Source organism: Pedococcus sp. KACC 23699 (assembly GCF_045348425.1).
GTDB lineage: Bacteria > Actinomycetota > Actinomycetes > Actinomycetales > Dermatophilaceae > Pedococcus.
In genome coordinates this window covers 1590107-1604561 of sequence record NZ_CP157483.1, presented here as the reverse complement: position 1 = coordinate 1604561, position 14455 = coordinate 1590107, and the positions used below count along the sequence as shown (strand labels likewise).

At 70.5% G+C, this 14455-nt stretch carries 13 protein-coding genes; 12 read left to right on the top strand and 1 reads right to left on the bottom strand.

All coding sequences use genetic code 11. The features are described 5' to 3' along the window. The 8 genes from ABEG17_RS07465 (at nucleotide 1) to ABEG17_RS07430 (ending at nucleotide 10230) form a co-directional block, all read left to right on the top strand. On the top strand, nucleotides 1–966 hold the full coding sequence (locus ABEG17_RS07465; protein WP_406832649.1) for a carbohydrate ABC transporter permease: 966 nt from the start codon (nucleotides 1–3) through the stop codon (nucleotides 964–966). A gap of 116 nt (nucleotides 967–1082) precedes the next feature. After that, nucleotides 1083–1910: a carbohydrate ABC transporter permease gene (locus ABEG17_RS07460; RefSeq protein ID WP_406833152.1), complete on the top strand. Its 828-nt coding sequence runs from the start codon at nucleotides 1083–1085 to the stop codon at nucleotides 1908–1910. 26 nt (nucleotides 1911–1936) lie between these two features. Then, a complete protein-coding gene (locus ABEG17_RS07455) occupies nucleotides 1937–3562 on the top strand; it encodes a glucoamylase family protein (RefSeq protein WP_406832648.1) in 1626 nt (541 codons plus the stop codon). A 120-nt stretch (nucleotides 3563–3682) separates the two neighbouring features. Continuing rightward, the gene (locus tag ABEG17_RS07450; protein WP_406832647.1) at nucleotides 3683–5605 is read left to right on the top strand and encodes a glycoside hydrolase family 3 protein; all 1923 of its coding nucleotides are present in this window, start codon (nucleotides 3683–3685) and stop codon (nucleotides 5603–5605) included. A 55-nt stretch (nucleotides 5606–5660) separates the two neighbouring features. Then, nucleotides 5661–6857 (top strand): ROK family protein, encoded by a 1197-nt coding sequence (locus tag ABEG17_RS07445; RefSeq protein ID WP_406832646.1) that lies wholly within the window; start codon nucleotides 5661–5663, stop codon nucleotides 6855–6857. 93 nt (nucleotides 6858–6950) lie between these two features. Further along, nucleotides 6951–8042 carry a sugar ABC transporter substrate-binding protein gene (locus tag ABEG17_RS07440; protein ID WP_406832645.1) on the top strand — a complete coding sequence of 364 codons (1092 nt, stop codon included), beginning with the start codon at nucleotides 6951–6953 and terminating at the stop codon, nucleotides 8040–8042. Between the two features lie 110 nt (nucleotides 8043–8152). Beyond that, a complete protein-coding gene (locus ABEG17_RS07435; protein ID WP_406832644.1) occupies nucleotides 8153–8956 on the top strand; it encodes an ATP-binding cassette domain-containing protein in 804 nt (267 codons plus the stop codon). After that, the gene (locus ABEG17_RS07430) at nucleotides 8953–10230 is read left to right on the top strand and encodes a sugar ABC transporter permease (RefSeq protein WP_406832643.1); all 1278 of its coding nucleotides are present in this window, start codon (nucleotides 8953–8955) and stop codon (nucleotides 10228–10230) included. The genes ABEG17_RS07435 and ABEG17_RS07430 overlap by 4 nt, the downstream gene beginning before the upstream one ends. A gap of 54 nt (nucleotides 10231–10284) precedes the next feature. On the opposite strand, the gene ABEG17_RS07425 is transcribed toward ABEG17_RS07430, so the two are convergent. Continuing rightward, on the bottom strand, nucleotides 10285–11334 hold the full coding sequence (locus ABEG17_RS07425; RefSeq protein ID WP_406832642.1) for an SGNH/GDSL hydrolase family protein: 1050 nt from the start codon (nucleotides 11332–11334) through the stop codon (nucleotides 10285–10287). 159 nt (nucleotides 11335–11493) lie between these two features. On the opposite strand from ABEG17_RS07425, the gene ABEG17_RS07420 reads away from it, so the two are divergent. The 4 genes from ABEG17_RS07420 to ABEG17_RS07405 all read left to right on the top strand — a co-directional run bounded on the left by ABEG17_RS07420 (nucleotide 11494) and on the right by ABEG17_RS07405 (nucleotide 14431). Then, nucleotides 11494–11889, top strand: a complete 396-nt coding sequence (locus ABEG17_RS07420) for a YkvA family protein (RefSeq protein ID WP_406832641.1) — start codon at nucleotides 11494–11496, stop codon at nucleotides 11887–11889. Nucleotides 11890–12017: 128 nt separating this feature from the next. Then, nucleotides 12018–12251, top strand: coding sequence for a hypothetical protein (locus ABEG17_RS07415; RefSeq protein ID WP_406832640.1), 234 nt, complete (start codon nucleotides 12018–12020; stop codon nucleotides 12249–12251). Between the two features lie 36 nt (nucleotides 12252–12287). Beyond that, nucleotides 12288–13517, top strand: a complete 1230-nt coding sequence (locus ABEG17_RS07410; protein WP_406832639.1) for a cupin domain-containing protein — start codon at nucleotides 12288–12290, stop codon at nucleotides 13515–13517. After that, nucleotides 13514–14431, top strand: a complete 918-nt coding sequence (locus ABEG17_RS07405; RefSeq protein ID WP_406832638.1) for a sucrase ferredoxin — start codon at nucleotides 13514–13516, stop codon at nucleotides 14429–14431. The genes ABEG17_RS07410 and ABEG17_RS07405 overlap by 4 nt, the downstream gene beginning before the upstream one ends. Nucleotides 14432–14455 lie beyond the last annotated feature (24 nt).

The following is a 14455-nucleotide window of genomic DNA, read 5'->3' as shown; positions in this document are numbered from 1 at the left end:
ATGGCCGCCACATCCGAGGTCACCACTCGGGGGGAGGCCGACCAGACCGGTCGGCCGCCCCGCGGGGGGACCGCGAAGTCGCGCAAGGGCGGCGCGTTCGGGGAAGGCCGGGCCGCCTGGATCCTGGCCCTTCCGTTCTGCCTCCTCTTCCTCACCTTCACGGTGTGGCCGGTCCTCCAGTCCCTGTTCATGAGCTTCACGGACACGCGGGCCCGGGACCTCAAGACCCCGTTCGCCGTCGACATCGTGGGCCTGGACAACTTCACCAAGGCACTCTCCGACGAGCAGTTCCTGCAGGCCGCCCGCAACACGGCCTACTTCGTCCTCGTCGGCGTGCCGCTGACCCTGACCATGGCCCTCGCCGCCGCGGTGGTCCTCGACCGCGGGATCACCAAGCTCCGGTCGGTGTTCCGGCTCGGCTTCTACCTCCCGGTCATCACCTCGATCGTCGCCGTCGCGGTCGTCTGGCGCTTCCTGCTCCAGGAGGACTCCGGCTTGATCAACACGGCGCTCGGCTGGTTCGGCATCCCCGGGCCCAACTGGCTCGGCGACCCCAACTGGTCGATGCCCGCCCTGATCCTCATGGCGTCGTGGCGCAACTTCGGCACCGCGATGATCATCTTCCTCGCCGGCCTGCAGGCCGTGCCGTGGATGCTCCACGAGGCCGCCGCGATCGACGGCGCCGGTGCCTGGCAGCGGTTCCGGCACATCACCCTGCCGATGCTGCGCCCCACCATCCTGTTCGTCTCCGTCACCACGGGCATCGGCTACCTCCAGTTCTTCGAGGAGCCCTTCGTGATGACCAACGGCGGTCCGCTGAACAGCACGACGTCGATGTCGATGTACACCTACAAGCAGTTCGGCTTCGGCAACTACGGGTATGCCGCGTCGCTGAGCTACATCATCTTCATCGTCATCGCGGTCGTCACCGCCATCCAGTTCCGACTGCTGCGCGAGAAGGACTGATCGCCATGACCACGACCTCGGACCAGGCCACCACCGTGGCCCCGACCCCCTCGTCGCCCAAGGGGCGGCGGGGACGACCGGCCCGCGACGGCGCGACCGTCGGAACGAACGCCACGATGGCCGGCTCCAAGCAGTCCAGCCGCTGGTGGCTCTACGGCCTGCTCACGATCGCCCTCGTCTGCGTCGTCGCACCGTTCGTGTGGATGGTGCTCGGCTCCTTCAAGAGCGAGGGCGAGCTGCGCAAGTCGCCTCCCACCTGGTGGCCGGAGACGGCCTCCCTGGACAACTACACGCACCTGTTCTCGCGACTCGACTTCGGCACGTACTTCACGAACTCGATCGTCGTCGCCGTGGCCGTCACCGCGGGCAACCTGCTGTTCTGCTCGATGCTCGGCTACGCGCTGGCGATGCTCGACTTCAAGGGCAAGAAGGCGCTGTTCACCATCGTCATGGCGACGCTGATGATCCCCGGCGTCGTGACCTTCGTGCCGTTGTTCGTCCTCGTGGCGAACGCCGGCCTGATCGACAGCCTCCCGGGGCTGATCCTGCCGTTCCTCGTGAGCCCGTTCGGCGTGTTCCTCATGCGCCAGTTCATCTCCGGCCTCCCGCGCGACCTGCTCGACGCCGGACGGGTCGACGGCGCAGGAGAGCTGCGGATCTTCGCGCGCATCATCCTGCCGCTGTGCGGTCCGGCGCTGGCGACCCTCGGCATCCTCACCTTCCTCGGCAGCTGGAACAACTTCCTGTGGCCGCTCGTGGTGGCCCAGTCCGAGAAGAGCTACACCCTCCCGGTCGCCCTCGCGCTCTACTCCAAGGGCCAGAACAGCACGAACTACGGCTTGCTCCTCGCGGGCGCCACCGTCGTCGTCATCCCCGTCCTCGCGGTCTTCCTGGCCTTCCAGCGCAAGTTCATCGAGGGCATCGCCACCACCGGCATCAAGTGACACATCCCAACCAAGGAGCATCACCCATGGCCAGGCTTCACCTCCCCACCCAGTCCCCGCTCGCCATACCGCAGGCTGCACCGAGCCGCCGCCAGCTGCTCGTCGGTGCCACCGCTGCCGCGGCGGTGGGCCTGACCGCCCAGCGCGCGTCCGCAGCCCCTGCGGCAGCCGCCCCGGTCTTGGCCGGCGGCGCGCACGGCCGAGGCGGCGAGCAGGACCGTGTCCGTCGCTGGGCCAAGGACACCTGGCACAGCCTCGTGGCCATGACCGACGCGAAGACCGGTCTGCCTGCCGACAACATCGACGAGGGCCTCGCCGTCGGCGACCGCTCGGGCTACACGTCGCCCACCAACATCGGTGGCTACCTGTGGTCAGCGGTCGTGGCCCGCGACCTCGGCCTGATCTCCCGCGGTGAGTGCACCCGCCGCCTGCGCCAGACTCTGAACACCCTGCTGCGCATGGAGCACCACGAGCCGAGCGGCATGTTCTACAACTGGTACGACGAGGCCACGGGCGAGAAGCTCACGTCCTGGCCGGGCACGGGGGACCGGGTCGACCCGTTCCTGTCGAGCGTCGACAACGGCTGGCTCGGTGCGGCCCTCAAGGTCGTCATGACGGCAGACCACGGCGCTGCCCCCTTGGCGAAGAAGCTCTTCACGCGCATGCGCTGGGACAGCTTCTACGACACCAACGCCTCCCGGAAGCCCGGCCTGATTCACGGCGGGTTCTTCGTCGTCCAGCCCCCGAACCGCACGGACGGGTTCTACGGCAACCACATCGGCGTCGGCCCGGACGTGTGGCTGACCAACCACCACTACGACACCACGGTGTCCGAGACCCGCATCACGAGCTATCTCGGCATCCTGACCGGCCAGGTCCCGGCCAACCACTACTTCGCGATGTGGCGCACCTTCCCGGCCAGCTGTGACTGGGCCTGGCCCGAGTCGCAGCCGGTGGGGGAGAACCGCACCTACCTGGGCGTCGACGTCTACGAGGGTGCGTACACCTACCGCGGCATGCGCATCGTCCCCGGCTGGGGCGGCTCGATGTTCGAGGAGCTCATGCCTGACGTGTTCGTCCCTGAGGCGAGCTGGGCACCGCGCAGCTGGGGCCTGAACCACCCGCTCCACGTCCGCGCCCAGCGCGAGCACGGCCTCGACGAGGCGGGCTACGGCTACTGGGGCTTCTCGCCCGCCAGCGACCCGTTCGCCGGCTACCGCGAGTACGGCGTCGACCGGCTCGGCATGAACCCTGACGGCTACTTCTCCGACAAGGAGAAGACCAACGTCGACGTGGGCTTCGGGGAGTGCCGCGCCGGCACCAACCCCACGCCGAAGTTCGGCGACGGGGTCGTCACCCCCCACGCCTCGTTCCTCGCGATGATGCACGAGCCCGGCAACGCCTTCACGAACCTGGCCAAGATCGAGGACGAGCTCAAGGCCTACGGCAAGGGAGGTTTCTTCGACGCCGTCGCCGTTCACTCCGGCACGATCGCTCGCCGCTACCTCTCCCTGGACCAGGCGATGATCATGGGGGCGATCGGCAACGTGCTGGCGGACAACGTGATCCGACGCGCCTTCAGCACGCGGGACGTCGAGCGTCGCCTCCGCCCGGTCATCGGCGCGGAAGAGTTCGGCGCCGGGCCCGCCTAGCCGGTGCGCGGTCGGGTCCCCCTGCCCCGGCCGCGCACCCCACCACCCGGGGTGGTGACCGCGCCTGCGAGCGTGGTCACCACCCCGACACCACGCAGCACCCCTCGAGAGGAAACCTCCATGCAGCCGGCCCGCAAGACCTCACCCGATGGCGTCGAGTACCGCGACCTCAACGGCAACGGCCGGATGGACCCGTTCGAGGACCCGCGCCTGCCCGTCGAGCAGCGCGTCGAGGACCTCCTCGGACGGATGTCTCTGGAGGAGAAGATCGGCCTGATGTTCCAGACCGTGATCGAGGCCGGCGCAGACGGCACGGTCCTCGAGCACCCCGGCGCGATCAGCAAGTCGCCGACGAGCGAGGTCGTGCTGACCAAGCACCTCTCGCACTTCAACGTGCACGCCCTCGAGGACGCCACGATGGCGGCTCGCTGGCACAACGCACTGCAGGCACTGGCCGAGCAGACGCCGCACGGCATACCGGTCACGGTCTCGACCGACCCGCGCCACGCCTTCATCGAGAACGCCGGCGTCTCCTTCACGGCCAAGGCCTTCTCGCAGTGGCCGGAGCCGCTCGGGCTGGCCGCCCTGCGCGACGCCGACGCAGTGCGCGAGTTCGGTGACATCGCCCGCCAGGAGTACCGCGCCGTGGGGATCCGGGCGGCGCTGCACCCGACCCTGGATCTCGCGACCGAGCCTCGGTGGGCTCGTCAGGCGGGCACGTTCGGCCAGGACCCCGACCTGGTCACGGAGCTCGGCGTCGCGTACCTCAAGGGTTTCCAAGGGGATTCGCTCGGGCCGGACAGCATCGCCTGCACCAGCAAGCACTTTCCGGGTGGTGGCCCGCAGAAGGACGGCGAGGATGCCCACTTCCCGTACGGCCGCGAACAGGTCTACCCCGGAGGCCGTTTCGCCGACCACCTCAAGCCCTTCCCACCGATGATCGAGGCCGGCACCGCGGGGATCATGCCCTACTACGGCATGCCGATCGGGCTCGAGATCGACGGCGAGAAGATCGAGGAGGTCGGCTTCGGCTACAACCGGCAGATCGTCACCGGGCTGCTGCGCGAGAAGCTCGGTTACGACGGTGTCGTGGTCACTGACTGGGAGCTGGTCAACGACAACCACGTGGGTGACCAGGTGCTCCCGGCGCGAGCCTGGGGTGTCGAGCACCTCGACCCCCACGGTCGGATGGAGCTCATCCTGCACGCCGGCGCCGACCAGTTCGGCGGCGAGGAGTGCGTCGAGATCCTCGTCGACCTCGTCAAGGAGGGCCGGGTCACGCAGGAGCGCATCGACGAGTCGGCGCGGCGCCTGCTCGCGGTGAAGTTCCGGCTCGGGTTGTTCGACGACCCCTACGTCGACGAGGAGCTCGCCGCCCAGACCGTGGGCCGCGCCGACTTCCGCGCTGCCGGGCACGTGGCCCAGGCTCGCTCGGTGACCGTCCTGCAGAACGGCACCGACTCGGTGGCGGCCCCGCTGCCGTTGGCCGCCGGTGCTCGCATCTACGCCGAGAACCTGTCGACGGCCGCGGTGGAGGCGGTGGGCGTGCCGGTCGACAGTCCTGCCGGTGCCGATGTCGCAGTCGTGCGGCTGATGGCCCCGTTCGACGCCCGCAGCGACCTGTTCCTCGAGTCGTGGTTCCACCAGGGGTCGCTGGACTTCCCGCCGGGCCTGGTCGCGCGCCTGGCGCGGATCGCGGCCCAGTGCCCGCTCGTGGTGGACATCGTCCTCGACCGCCCCGCCATCGTGACACCGCTGCTGCCGTTCGCGTCGGCCGTGGTCGGGAGCTATGGCTCCAGCGACGCGGCGCTGCTCGACGCCCTCACCGGGATCATCGCGCCCGAGGGCCGGTTGCCCTTCGACCTGCCCCGGTCGATGGAGGACGTGCGCCGCCACGGCGAGGACGTGCCGGGTTTCGAGGACCCGTTGTTCCGCTTCGGTCACGGGCTGCGCCTTCCCGACGGCACCCGCCTGCAGGACGTGGTCGATGGCACCCGTGAGTCGGACCCGGCGTACGACACCGACTCGGGTCTGCCTGCCTGAGGACCGGGCACTTCGGGTCTACCCATTCGAGCACTCGGCCCTTTATGTTTAAGCCGTGAACACATCCCAGGCGGCACCGGGCTCGCAGGCGTCCCTGCGTGAAGCCAACCGCCTCCGGGTCCTCGACGCGCTGCGCGACCAGGGGGCGATGACCCAGGTCGAGATCGCCGGGTTCACCGGGCTGAGCCCGGCCACCGTGTCCAACCTCGTGAAGGACCTCGACTCCGCCGGCGCCGTCGAGCTCGAGCCGAGCATCCGCAACGGACGCCGGGCCGTCCTCGTCTCGCTGGCCACGGGCAACGTCCTCCTCGCGGCCATCGCCTTCGGCGACCGTGACGTGCGCGTGGCCATCGGCACGGGGCCGCGCGACATCGTGGGCCGCCAGCGGATGCCGCTCCCGGCCGACCACGCGGCCGACGAGGGTATGGAGCGAGCCTCCCGCCTGCTCCTCGACCTGGTCGAGAAGGCCGGCAAGACGATGGTCGACGTGCGGGCCGTGGGGATCGGCATCCCCGCCCCGGTCGACCGGATCTCCGGCCAGGTGGGCAGCGAGAGCATCCTGCCCGGCTGGCGGGGAGTGGCCGTCGCCGAGGAGATGGCCGGCCGCATCCAGGCACCGGTGTTTGTCGACAACACCGCCAACCTCGCGGCCCTGGGCGAGCTGAGGTGCGGTGTGCTGCAAGGCGTCCAGCACGCGGTCTACATCAAGATCTCGCACGGTGTGGGGGCCGGGCTCATCCTCGACGGCGAGATCTTCCGGGGTGCCGCGGGCACGGCCGGAGAGATCGGGCACATGACCATCGACGAGAACGGTCCGGTCTGCCGCTGCGGCAACCGCGGGTGCCTCGAGACCTACGTCGGGTCGCGCAGCCTGCTGGACGTGCTCTCGGTCTCGCACGGACCGCTCAGCCTGCGCGACGTGATCCACCGGGCCATCGACGGGGACCCCGGCTGTCGACGCGTCCTCGCGGACGCCGGACGACACCTCGGAGTGGCCGTCGCGGGGGTGGTGAACCTCGTCAACCCCGAGGTCGTCGTGCTCGGCGGGCAGCTGTCCCAGGTGGGGTCGATCATCACCGCGCCGCTGCGCGCCTCCCTGGAGCGGTGCGCCATACCCAGCGCCACGGCCTCGCTCGAGGTGGTGCTCGGCGAGCTCGACACGGACGCCGACGTGGTCGGTGCGCTGGTCTCCGCAGCCGCGTTGCTGCCGGCCAACGAGGGTGTTCTCGTGGGCTCCGCCTCTATTTCTTGAATTCAACTCTTGACGCCAACGGTCCCGCGGCGCTTAACTCGACCCCAGCCCGCACCAGAGTGGATGTCGGCGTCTGACCAAGGGAGTTCAGCTATGCCCACCCGTTCCGTTCGTCTCGCCGGGGCCGCTCTCGTGGCTGGCCTGGGCCTCGCAACGATCGCCGCCTGCAGCAGCGGCGACAGCTCGTCCGGCGGTTCCTCCTCGAGCGGTGGCGGTGCGTCGTCGGCCAAGAAGATCGCGCTCCTGCTGCCCGAGTCGAAGACCACCCGGTACGAGACCTTCGACCGCCCCCTCTTCGAAGGCGCCGTCAAGAAGGACTGCGCCTCCTGCTCGGTCATCTACAGCAACGCCGACCAGGACGCGAGCAAGCAGCAGCAGCAGGCCGAGGCCGCGCTCACCCAGGGCGCCAACGTCCTCGTGCTCGACCCGGTCGACGGCAAGGCCGCCGCCGCGATCGCCGCCAGCGCCAAGAGCCAGGGCGTCCCGGTCGTGGCCTACGACCGCTTCATCACCGGCGTGGACTACTACGTCTCCTTCGACAACGAGAGCGTCGGCAAGCTCCAGGCCACGACCCTGGTCGACATCCTCAAGAAGGCCGGGAAGACCTCCGGTGACCTGGTCATGATCAACGGTTCGCCCACCGACCCGAACGCCGCCAGCTTCAAGAAGGGCGCGCACAGCGTCATCGACTCCAGCGGCTTCAAGGTCGCCGCCGAGTACGACACCCCCGACTGGAGCCCGGACAAGGCGCAGGCGTGGATGGAGGGCCAGATCTCCGCGGTCAAGGGCAACCTCGTCGGCGTGTACGCAGCCAACGACGGCACCGGCGGTGGCGCCATCGCCGCCCTCAAGGCCGGCGGCGTCAAGCCCCTGCCGCCCGTCACCGGTCAGGACTCCGAGATCGCCGCCATCCAGCGCATCCTCGCCGGCGACCAGGCCATGACCATCTACAAGCCGATCCCGCCGGAGGCCGAGGCCGCCGCCAAGGCCGCCATCGCGCTGGCCAACAAGCAGAAGCCTGCCTCCACGACCGACACCGAGGGCGTGCCCTCGACGATCCTCGACCCGATCGCCGTCACCAAGGACACGATCAAGGACACCATCGTCAAGGACAACGTCTACAAGGTGGCCGACATCTGCGCCGGCTCGTTCGCTGCGGCGTGCACCGCTGCCAGCCTGAGCTGATCCAGTGACCGACGGGTGGGGGCGCGCCGACGGCGCGTCCCCACCCGCAGGCACACTCCGGCCCTCCAGACTCGGGCCGTGACCCCCTCGAGAACCACTGAAGGACTGACATGACCGCCACCCTCTCCCCGGCGACGACAGCAGTGCTGTCGCTGACCGGTGTCAGCAAGCGCTTCGGTGCCGTGCAGGCGCTGAAGGACATCGAGTTCGACGTCCATGCCGGAGAGGTGGTCGCCCTCGTGGGTGACAACGGCGCGGGCAAGTCCACGCTCGTCAAGACCATCGCCGGGGTCTACACGCCCGACGGCGGCACCATGACGTTCGACGGCAAGGAGGCCACGGTCGCCAGCCCTGCGGAGGCCCAGAACCTCGGCATTGCCACCGTGTTCCAGGACCTCGCCCTGTGCGACAACCTCGACGTGGTCGCCAACCTCTTCCTCGGCCGCGAGCTCTACACCGGACGAGCCCTCGACGAGGTGACCATGGAGCAGGAGTCCTGGCGGCTGCTGCGCCAGCTCAGCGCCAAGATCCCCTCGGTGCGGATCCCCGTCGCCAGTCTCTCCGGTGGCCAGCGCCAGACCGTGGCCATCGCCCGGTCGCTGCTCGGAGCCCCCAAGGTCGTCATGCTCGACGAGCCGACCGCCGCCCTCGGTGTCGCCCAGACGGCCGAGGTGCTCAACCTCGTCGAGCGGCTGCGCGAGAACGGCCTCGGCGTGATCCTCATCAGCCACAACATGTCTGACGTCATGGCCGTCGCGGACCGGGTCAGCGTGCTGCGCCTCGGCCGCAACAACGGCACCTTCACCGTGAGCCAGACCACCAGCCAGGAGATCATCGCCGCCATCACCGGCGCGACGACCAACGCCGTCTCCAAGCGGGCTGCCCGCCGCGAGACGCAGGAGGAGCAGTCATGAGCGCGTCCACCCCCACCCCGGAGGCGCCGTCCGTCGACGCGACGGCCGCACTGCCCGCCGACCTGCAGGACGAGCGCCTCATCGCCTCCCAGGGTGTCGGCGGCTTCGTCCGTGCGTTCCTGTCGCGGCTGCGCAGCGGTGACCTCGGGTCGCTGCCCGTCGTGGTCGGCCTCATCGTCATCTGGGGTGTGTTCCAGATGCAGAACGACGCCTTCCTCTCCAGCCGCAACCTCGTCAACCTCACCCAGCAGAGCGCCGCCACCGGCACCATCGCGCTCGGCATCGTGCTGGTCCTGCTGCTGGGCGAGATCGACCTGTCCGTCGGGTCGATGAGCGGCCTGTCCGCAGCCATCCTCGCGGTCGGCTTCGTCAGCCACGGCTGGTCGCTGCCCGTGGCGGTCGTCGCCGCCCTGGCCTCGGGCGCCGTCATCGGTGCGCTCTACGGCCTGCTCTACACGAGGTTCGGTGTGCCGAGCTTCGTCATCACCCTGGCCGGACTGCTCGCGCTCCTCGGGCTCCAGCTCAAGGTGCTCGGCACCGAGGGCTCGATCAACATCCCCTTCGACTCGGGCCTGGTGAAGTTCGCCCAGGCGAGCTTCCTGACCGACGCCGTCGCCTACGTCCTCGTGCTCGTCGTCGTCGCGGTCTATGTCGGCACCCGGCTGCGCTCCAACCAGCGCCGCACCGCCGCCGGCCTGTCCACCACCCCGTTGGCCACGCTCGCACTGCGCGCCGTCGCCCTGCTCCTGCTCCTGGGCATCCCGGTCTACGTCCTCAACCGCGACCGCGGCGTCTCCTACATGTTCCTGCTGTTCGTCGCGCTCGTCGTCATCTTCGACTTCGTCATCCGCCGGACCCGTTGGGGCCGTTCGGTGCTCGCGATCGGTGGCAACGTCGAGGCTGCCCGCCGGGCCGGCATAAACGTGCGCCGCATCTACGTCACGGTGTTCGTCTTCTGCTCGACCCTGGCCGCCCTCGGTGGCCTCCTCGCGGCCGGGCGCCTCGCCTCGGCCAACCAGGGCAGCGGTGGCACCGACACCAACCTCAACGCCATCGCGGCGGCGGTCATCGGCGGCACCAGCCTCTTCGGTGGTCGCGGCACGGCGTACTCGGCCCTGCTCGGCATCCTCGTGATCCAGTCGATCTCCAACGGCCTCAGCCTGGTCAACCTCGGCTCCCCCGAGCGCTACATGATCACCGGTGGCGTCCTGCTGCTCGCGGTGATCGTCGACTCCCTGAGCCGTCGCAGCCGCGCCGCCCACGGTCGCGCCTGACCAGAACCACCCTGCGCGGCGCCATACCCCCTCGGTATGGCGCCGCGCGGCATGTCAGCGGGCGGCGAAGGCCCGTGCCTGGCGCTGCGAAAAGGCCCGGTCGGCCGCATCGATGCTGGCGCGGCTGGACAGGTCGACGCCGGCCCGCCTGGCCGCTGCCGCGATGGCCGGGGACCTCAGGTCGGGCAGCCGGAAGACCTTGGGCGTGATCGTGGAATCGGCTGAGGCGTAACGACGCTGCTGGTCCCCGAGTCGGGCGCTGGCGGCCTCGGCGGTGCGCATGGTGGCGGACGAGACCGTGATCGCGCTACCGGTCAGGGGGACGCTCACCAGTGGGGCGTAGCCGTCGCGGTGCCCGGCGACGTTGGGGTGGTAGCTCTCGGTGACGGGGCTGGACAGTCCGTTGAGCCACTCCACCGGGTCGCACACCGCGTGCCCGGTGAACCGCGTCGTCGGGTTGACGAAGCTGAAGCCCCTGGCCGCCGCCGCCGTGGCAGTCTTGCTGTTGAGCAGGTCGGCGGTCGCGTTGAGGCGCGACTCCTCGGTGGGGGAGAACCACGTGAACGCGTTGCAGTCCTCGCCCATGAAGATCCGGGGGTAGCCGACGACCACGACCTTGGCGTTCGGTGCCTTGGTCCTGATCGAGGCGTAGAGCGTCGAGAGGCGGCGCGGGATCGTCCCGTTGATGACCGCCTGCGCCGCGTCGATGGCGCCGTTGCAGTCGCTCGCCCACCCGGGTTGGGCGCATTCGGTGAGGACATCGGCGAAGCCGGCGTCGTTGCCGCCCACGGAGATGCTCACCCGTGTCGTCGAAGCGGTCAGCGCGCTGAGCTGGGTGTTGGTGACGTCGGCGACCGTGGCACCGGAGCAGGCCCTGAAGTTCAGCGCCAGGCCCTTGCTCGCCGAGATGAGGGACGGGTAGGCGTAGACGGACCGCTGGCAGGAGGTCCCGTCCTTGAGGTAGGTGCGGGTCCCCGTCCCCGAGGAGTACGAGTCACCCAGTGCCACATAGGATCCCGCGGCCTGTGCGGGTGTCGCTGACAGCGTGAGCGCGGTGGCGACCCCCACAGCCGTGATCGCGCCGAACGTCCGGGTCATCGTCATCGACTGCTCCCTGGGTGCACTGGTGGGGTGCTCGCACAGTAGGACTGGACGGTCCCACGTGACGGCTCGGCACCGAACCCTTGCCAACTTCTTACTGCGCGCTGACCCGGGGACCGGGCCGGCTGGGGCGCGGCAGCTGGGGCTGCGACACTGTCGCGCATGTGGCGCGAGCTGGTGGTGGGGGTGGTGGCGGCCCTGGTCGTGACCTGGCTCGCGCTGCTCGTGGCGTTGCTCGTCGTCCGCCCCAAGGGGTCGCTGCTCGGCGAGTCGCTCCGTCTGCTGCCGGACCTCCTTCGCCTGCTGCGGGACGTCGCGGCCGACTCGAGCCAGCCTCGCGGCGTACGGGTGCGGCTGGGGCTGCTGCTCGCCTATCTCGCCATGCCCTTCGACCTCGTCCCGGACTTCCTCCCGGTCATCGGGTACGCCGACGACGTGGTCGTCGTCGTGTGGACCCTGCGCTCGGTGGTGCGGACCGTGGGGGTCGACGAGCTGCGACGTCACTGGCGCGGCACGGACGACGGCTTCGCGGCGCTGCGCAGCGTCGCTGGAGTGTGAGCGGGCCGCTGACCTGCGCCGATGTGGCTGCACCGGTGGCGCGCAGGCTCCGGGTGCAATAGGAAGGACACGGGATGGCGCCGTGTCGCCGCCCCACCAGATCCGACCACAGACAAGGGAGCACAGCCATGAGCGAGACCCCTCTCAACCCCACGGAGTCCGAGGAGACCGGCGAGGGCCCGGCCGACGGTGGAGCCAACCCCGGCGGTCACGACGGTGGCGCTGACGGTGGCGCCGATGGCGGCGCGGACGGCGGTGCCGATGGCGGTGCCGATGGTGGCGCTGACGGCGGTGCGGACGGCGGTGCCGATGGCGGCGCGGACGGCGGCGCTGACGGCGGCGCTGATGGCGCGGCCAACTAGGCGACCACGCCCGTTCCTTCCCGAGACATGACGGCGATGACCAGCAGCAGGGTGCCCGCTCGCGCGAGCGGGCACCCTGCGCTGCGCCGTCTCGTGGCCGTGGAGACGGACAGCTTCGCCGCGCAGCACTGGGGCACCGAGCCGTTGCTCACTCGCGCCCGCGACCTGCCGCTGCCGTTCGACGACCTGTTCTCCGAGGCTGCGGTCGACGAGCTTATCGCGAGCCGAGGGCTGCGGACGCCGTTCCTGCGGATGGCCAAGGAGGGGTCGACGCTGCCTGACCGGGCGTTCACCCGTGGCGGCGGCACCGGTGCCGCGATCGCCGACCAGGCCGGCGACGACCAGGTGCTCAGGGAGTTCGCCGGTGGCGCGACCCTGGTCCTGCAGGGGCTGCACCGCACGTGGGCGCCCGTCGTCGAGTTCGCCCAGCAGCTGGCGGCCGACCTCGGCCACCCGACCCAGGTCAACGCCTACGTCACCCCACCCCAGAACACCGGGTTCAGCGACCACTACGACGTGCACGACGTGTTCGTCCTGCAGATCGGCGGCGCGAAGAGCTGGCGCATCCGCCGACCCGTGCACGAGCTGCCGTTGCGGACCGAGCCGTGGACCGAGCGCCGGGCGGAGGTCGAACGCGCGGCCCGCGACGTCCCCGTCCTCGAGACCACCCTCGAGCCCGGCGACTGCCTCTACCTCCCGCGCGGCTACCTGCACTCGGCCACGGCGCAAGGTGGCGTCAGCACCCACCTGACCATCGGGGTGCATGCCTGGACGCGGCACCACCTCGCGCAGGAGATGCTCACCGTCGCCCTGGGCCGGGCCGCGCAGGATCCGGCGGTGCGGGCCTCGCTCCCGCTGGGCGCGTCCCTCGCCGACCCGGACGCGAATGCGGCGGACGTCGAGATCGTGCGGGACGCCCTCCTTCGTGCGGTGTCCGAGGTGGGCGCCGCAGACCTGTCCGCGGCGCTGGCGGCTGCCGACCGGAAGACCCAGCGGGCTGCTCCCGTCGGGCCACTGGCCCAGCACGCACTTGCCGAGACCCTCACCCCCGCCACCGAGCTGCACGTGCGCGCCCACCTCGCAGCCGAGCTGTCCGTGCACGACGGGTATGCCGCGCTGACCAGTCGCGCGGGCACCCTGCGTCTCGATCCCACCGAGCTGCCGGCTGCGACGTCCTTCCTGGAGCGCGGGGTGGCCACCGCGGGCGAGATCGGCACGGACCTCGCCCGCCGGCTCGTCCTGGCCGGCATCGCCGTCCCCGCGTGACCGCGCCATTCTGCGCCACGGACGCCAGGAAGCGAGGTGACTCGCTCACCGGCACCGCGGCCCCTGCCCGGCGATGGCTGCTCGTCGAGCACGACGGACCGTGGGCTCCCTCCGCGTTGGAAAGTCCCGGGCTCCGCGACGGGATCGGCCGGGCCCTGCACGCTGCAGCGGCAGCGGTCGAGGGGAGGGCGCTGCTCATCCGCCGTCCCGGGCGCCGCCCCCACCGTGAGGTCCGGTCCTGGGCCGTGGTCGACCACGGCGGGGCGCAGCAGTGGGGTGCGTGGCACCACCCCGAGGACCTGCGTGCTGCGGCCACGGTGATGCGCCGGGGCCCGGAGCCACCCGCCACCGCACGGCTCGGCTCGACGCCGCCGCTGGTGCTGGTCTGCACCCACGGTCGTCACGACGCGTGCTGTGCCGTACGTGGCCGGCCGGTCGTCACCGCGCTGTCCGAGCAGTGGGCGGACCGCACCTGGGAGTGCTCGCACATCGGCGGTGACCGGTTCGCGCCGAACGTGCTGCTGCTGCCCGACGGCGCCTACTACGGCAACCTCGACGAGTCCACGGCCACGGCCGTCGTCGATGCCCACCTGCGTGGGACGGTCACCACTCGCCACTTCCGGGGCGTCTCGACCCAGCCGCCGGCGGTGCAGGCCGCTCTCGCCGCCGTGCTGTCGAGCTACGGCCCGGCAGGCTTGGGTGACGTGCGCGACGCCCTGTGCGAGAGCACCGGCGAGGACGAGTTCCGCGTCACGATCGTGGGCACCGGACGGTTGCCGGTGCTCGTCCAGGCCGACGTGAGCCGTGGCACCAGCCCGCCGGCGAGCCTGACCTGTCGTGCGGTGTCGGCATCCTCCGCATACAGCTACACCGTGGGGGCGCTGCGGATCCCCAGCATCCACGACGGTCCCTGACCGTCCCGCGGCCGGGGCGGACGA

Bases quoted from the DNA above. Each gene is read 5' to 3' on its own strand.
- ABEG17_RS07465 (WP_406832649.1), top strand. From the start codon at position 1: ATGGCCGCCACATCCGAGGTCACCACTCGGGGGGAGGCCGACCAGACC.
- ABEG17_RS07460 (WP_406833152.1), top strand. From the start codon at position 1,083: ATGGCCGGCTCCAAGCAGTCCAGCCGCTGGTGGCTCTACGGCCTGCTC.
- ABEG17_RS07455 (WP_406832648.1), top strand. From the start codon at position 1,937: ATGGCCAGGCTTCACCTCCCCACCCAGTCCCCGCTCGCCATACCGCAG.
- ABEG17_RS07450 (WP_406832647.1), top strand. From the start codon at position 3,683: ATGCAGCCGGCCCGCAAGACCTCACCCGATGGCGTCGAGTACCGCGAC.
- ABEG17_RS07440 (WP_406832645.1), top strand. From the start codon at position 6,951: ATGCCCACCCGTTCCGTTCGTCTCGCCGGGGCCGCTCTCGTGGCTGGC.
- ABEG17_RS07435 (WP_406832644.1), top strand. From the start codon at position 8,153: ATGACCGCCACCCTCTCCCCGGCGACGACAGCAGTGCTGTCGCTGACC.
- ABEG17_RS07430 (WP_406832643.1), top strand. From the start codon at position 8,953: ATGAGCGCGTCCACCCCCACCCCGGAGGCGCCGTCCGTCGACGCGACG.
- ABEG17_RS07425 (WP_406832642.1), bottom strand. From the start codon at position 11,334: ATGACGATGACCCGGACGTTCGGCGCGATCACGGCTGTGGGGGTCGCC.
- ABEG17_RS07420 (WP_406832641.1), top strand. From the start codon at position 11,494: ATGTGGCGCGAGCTGGTGGTGGGGGTGGTGGCGGCCCTGGTCGTGACC.
- ABEG17_RS07415 (WP_406832640.1), top strand. From the start codon at position 12,018: ATGAGCGAGACCCCTCTCAACCCCACGGAGTCCGAGGAGACCGGCGAG.
- ABEG17_RS07410 (WP_406832639.1), top strand. From the start codon at position 12,288: ATGACCAGCAGCAGGGTGCCCGCTCGCGCGAGCGGGCACCCTGCGCTG.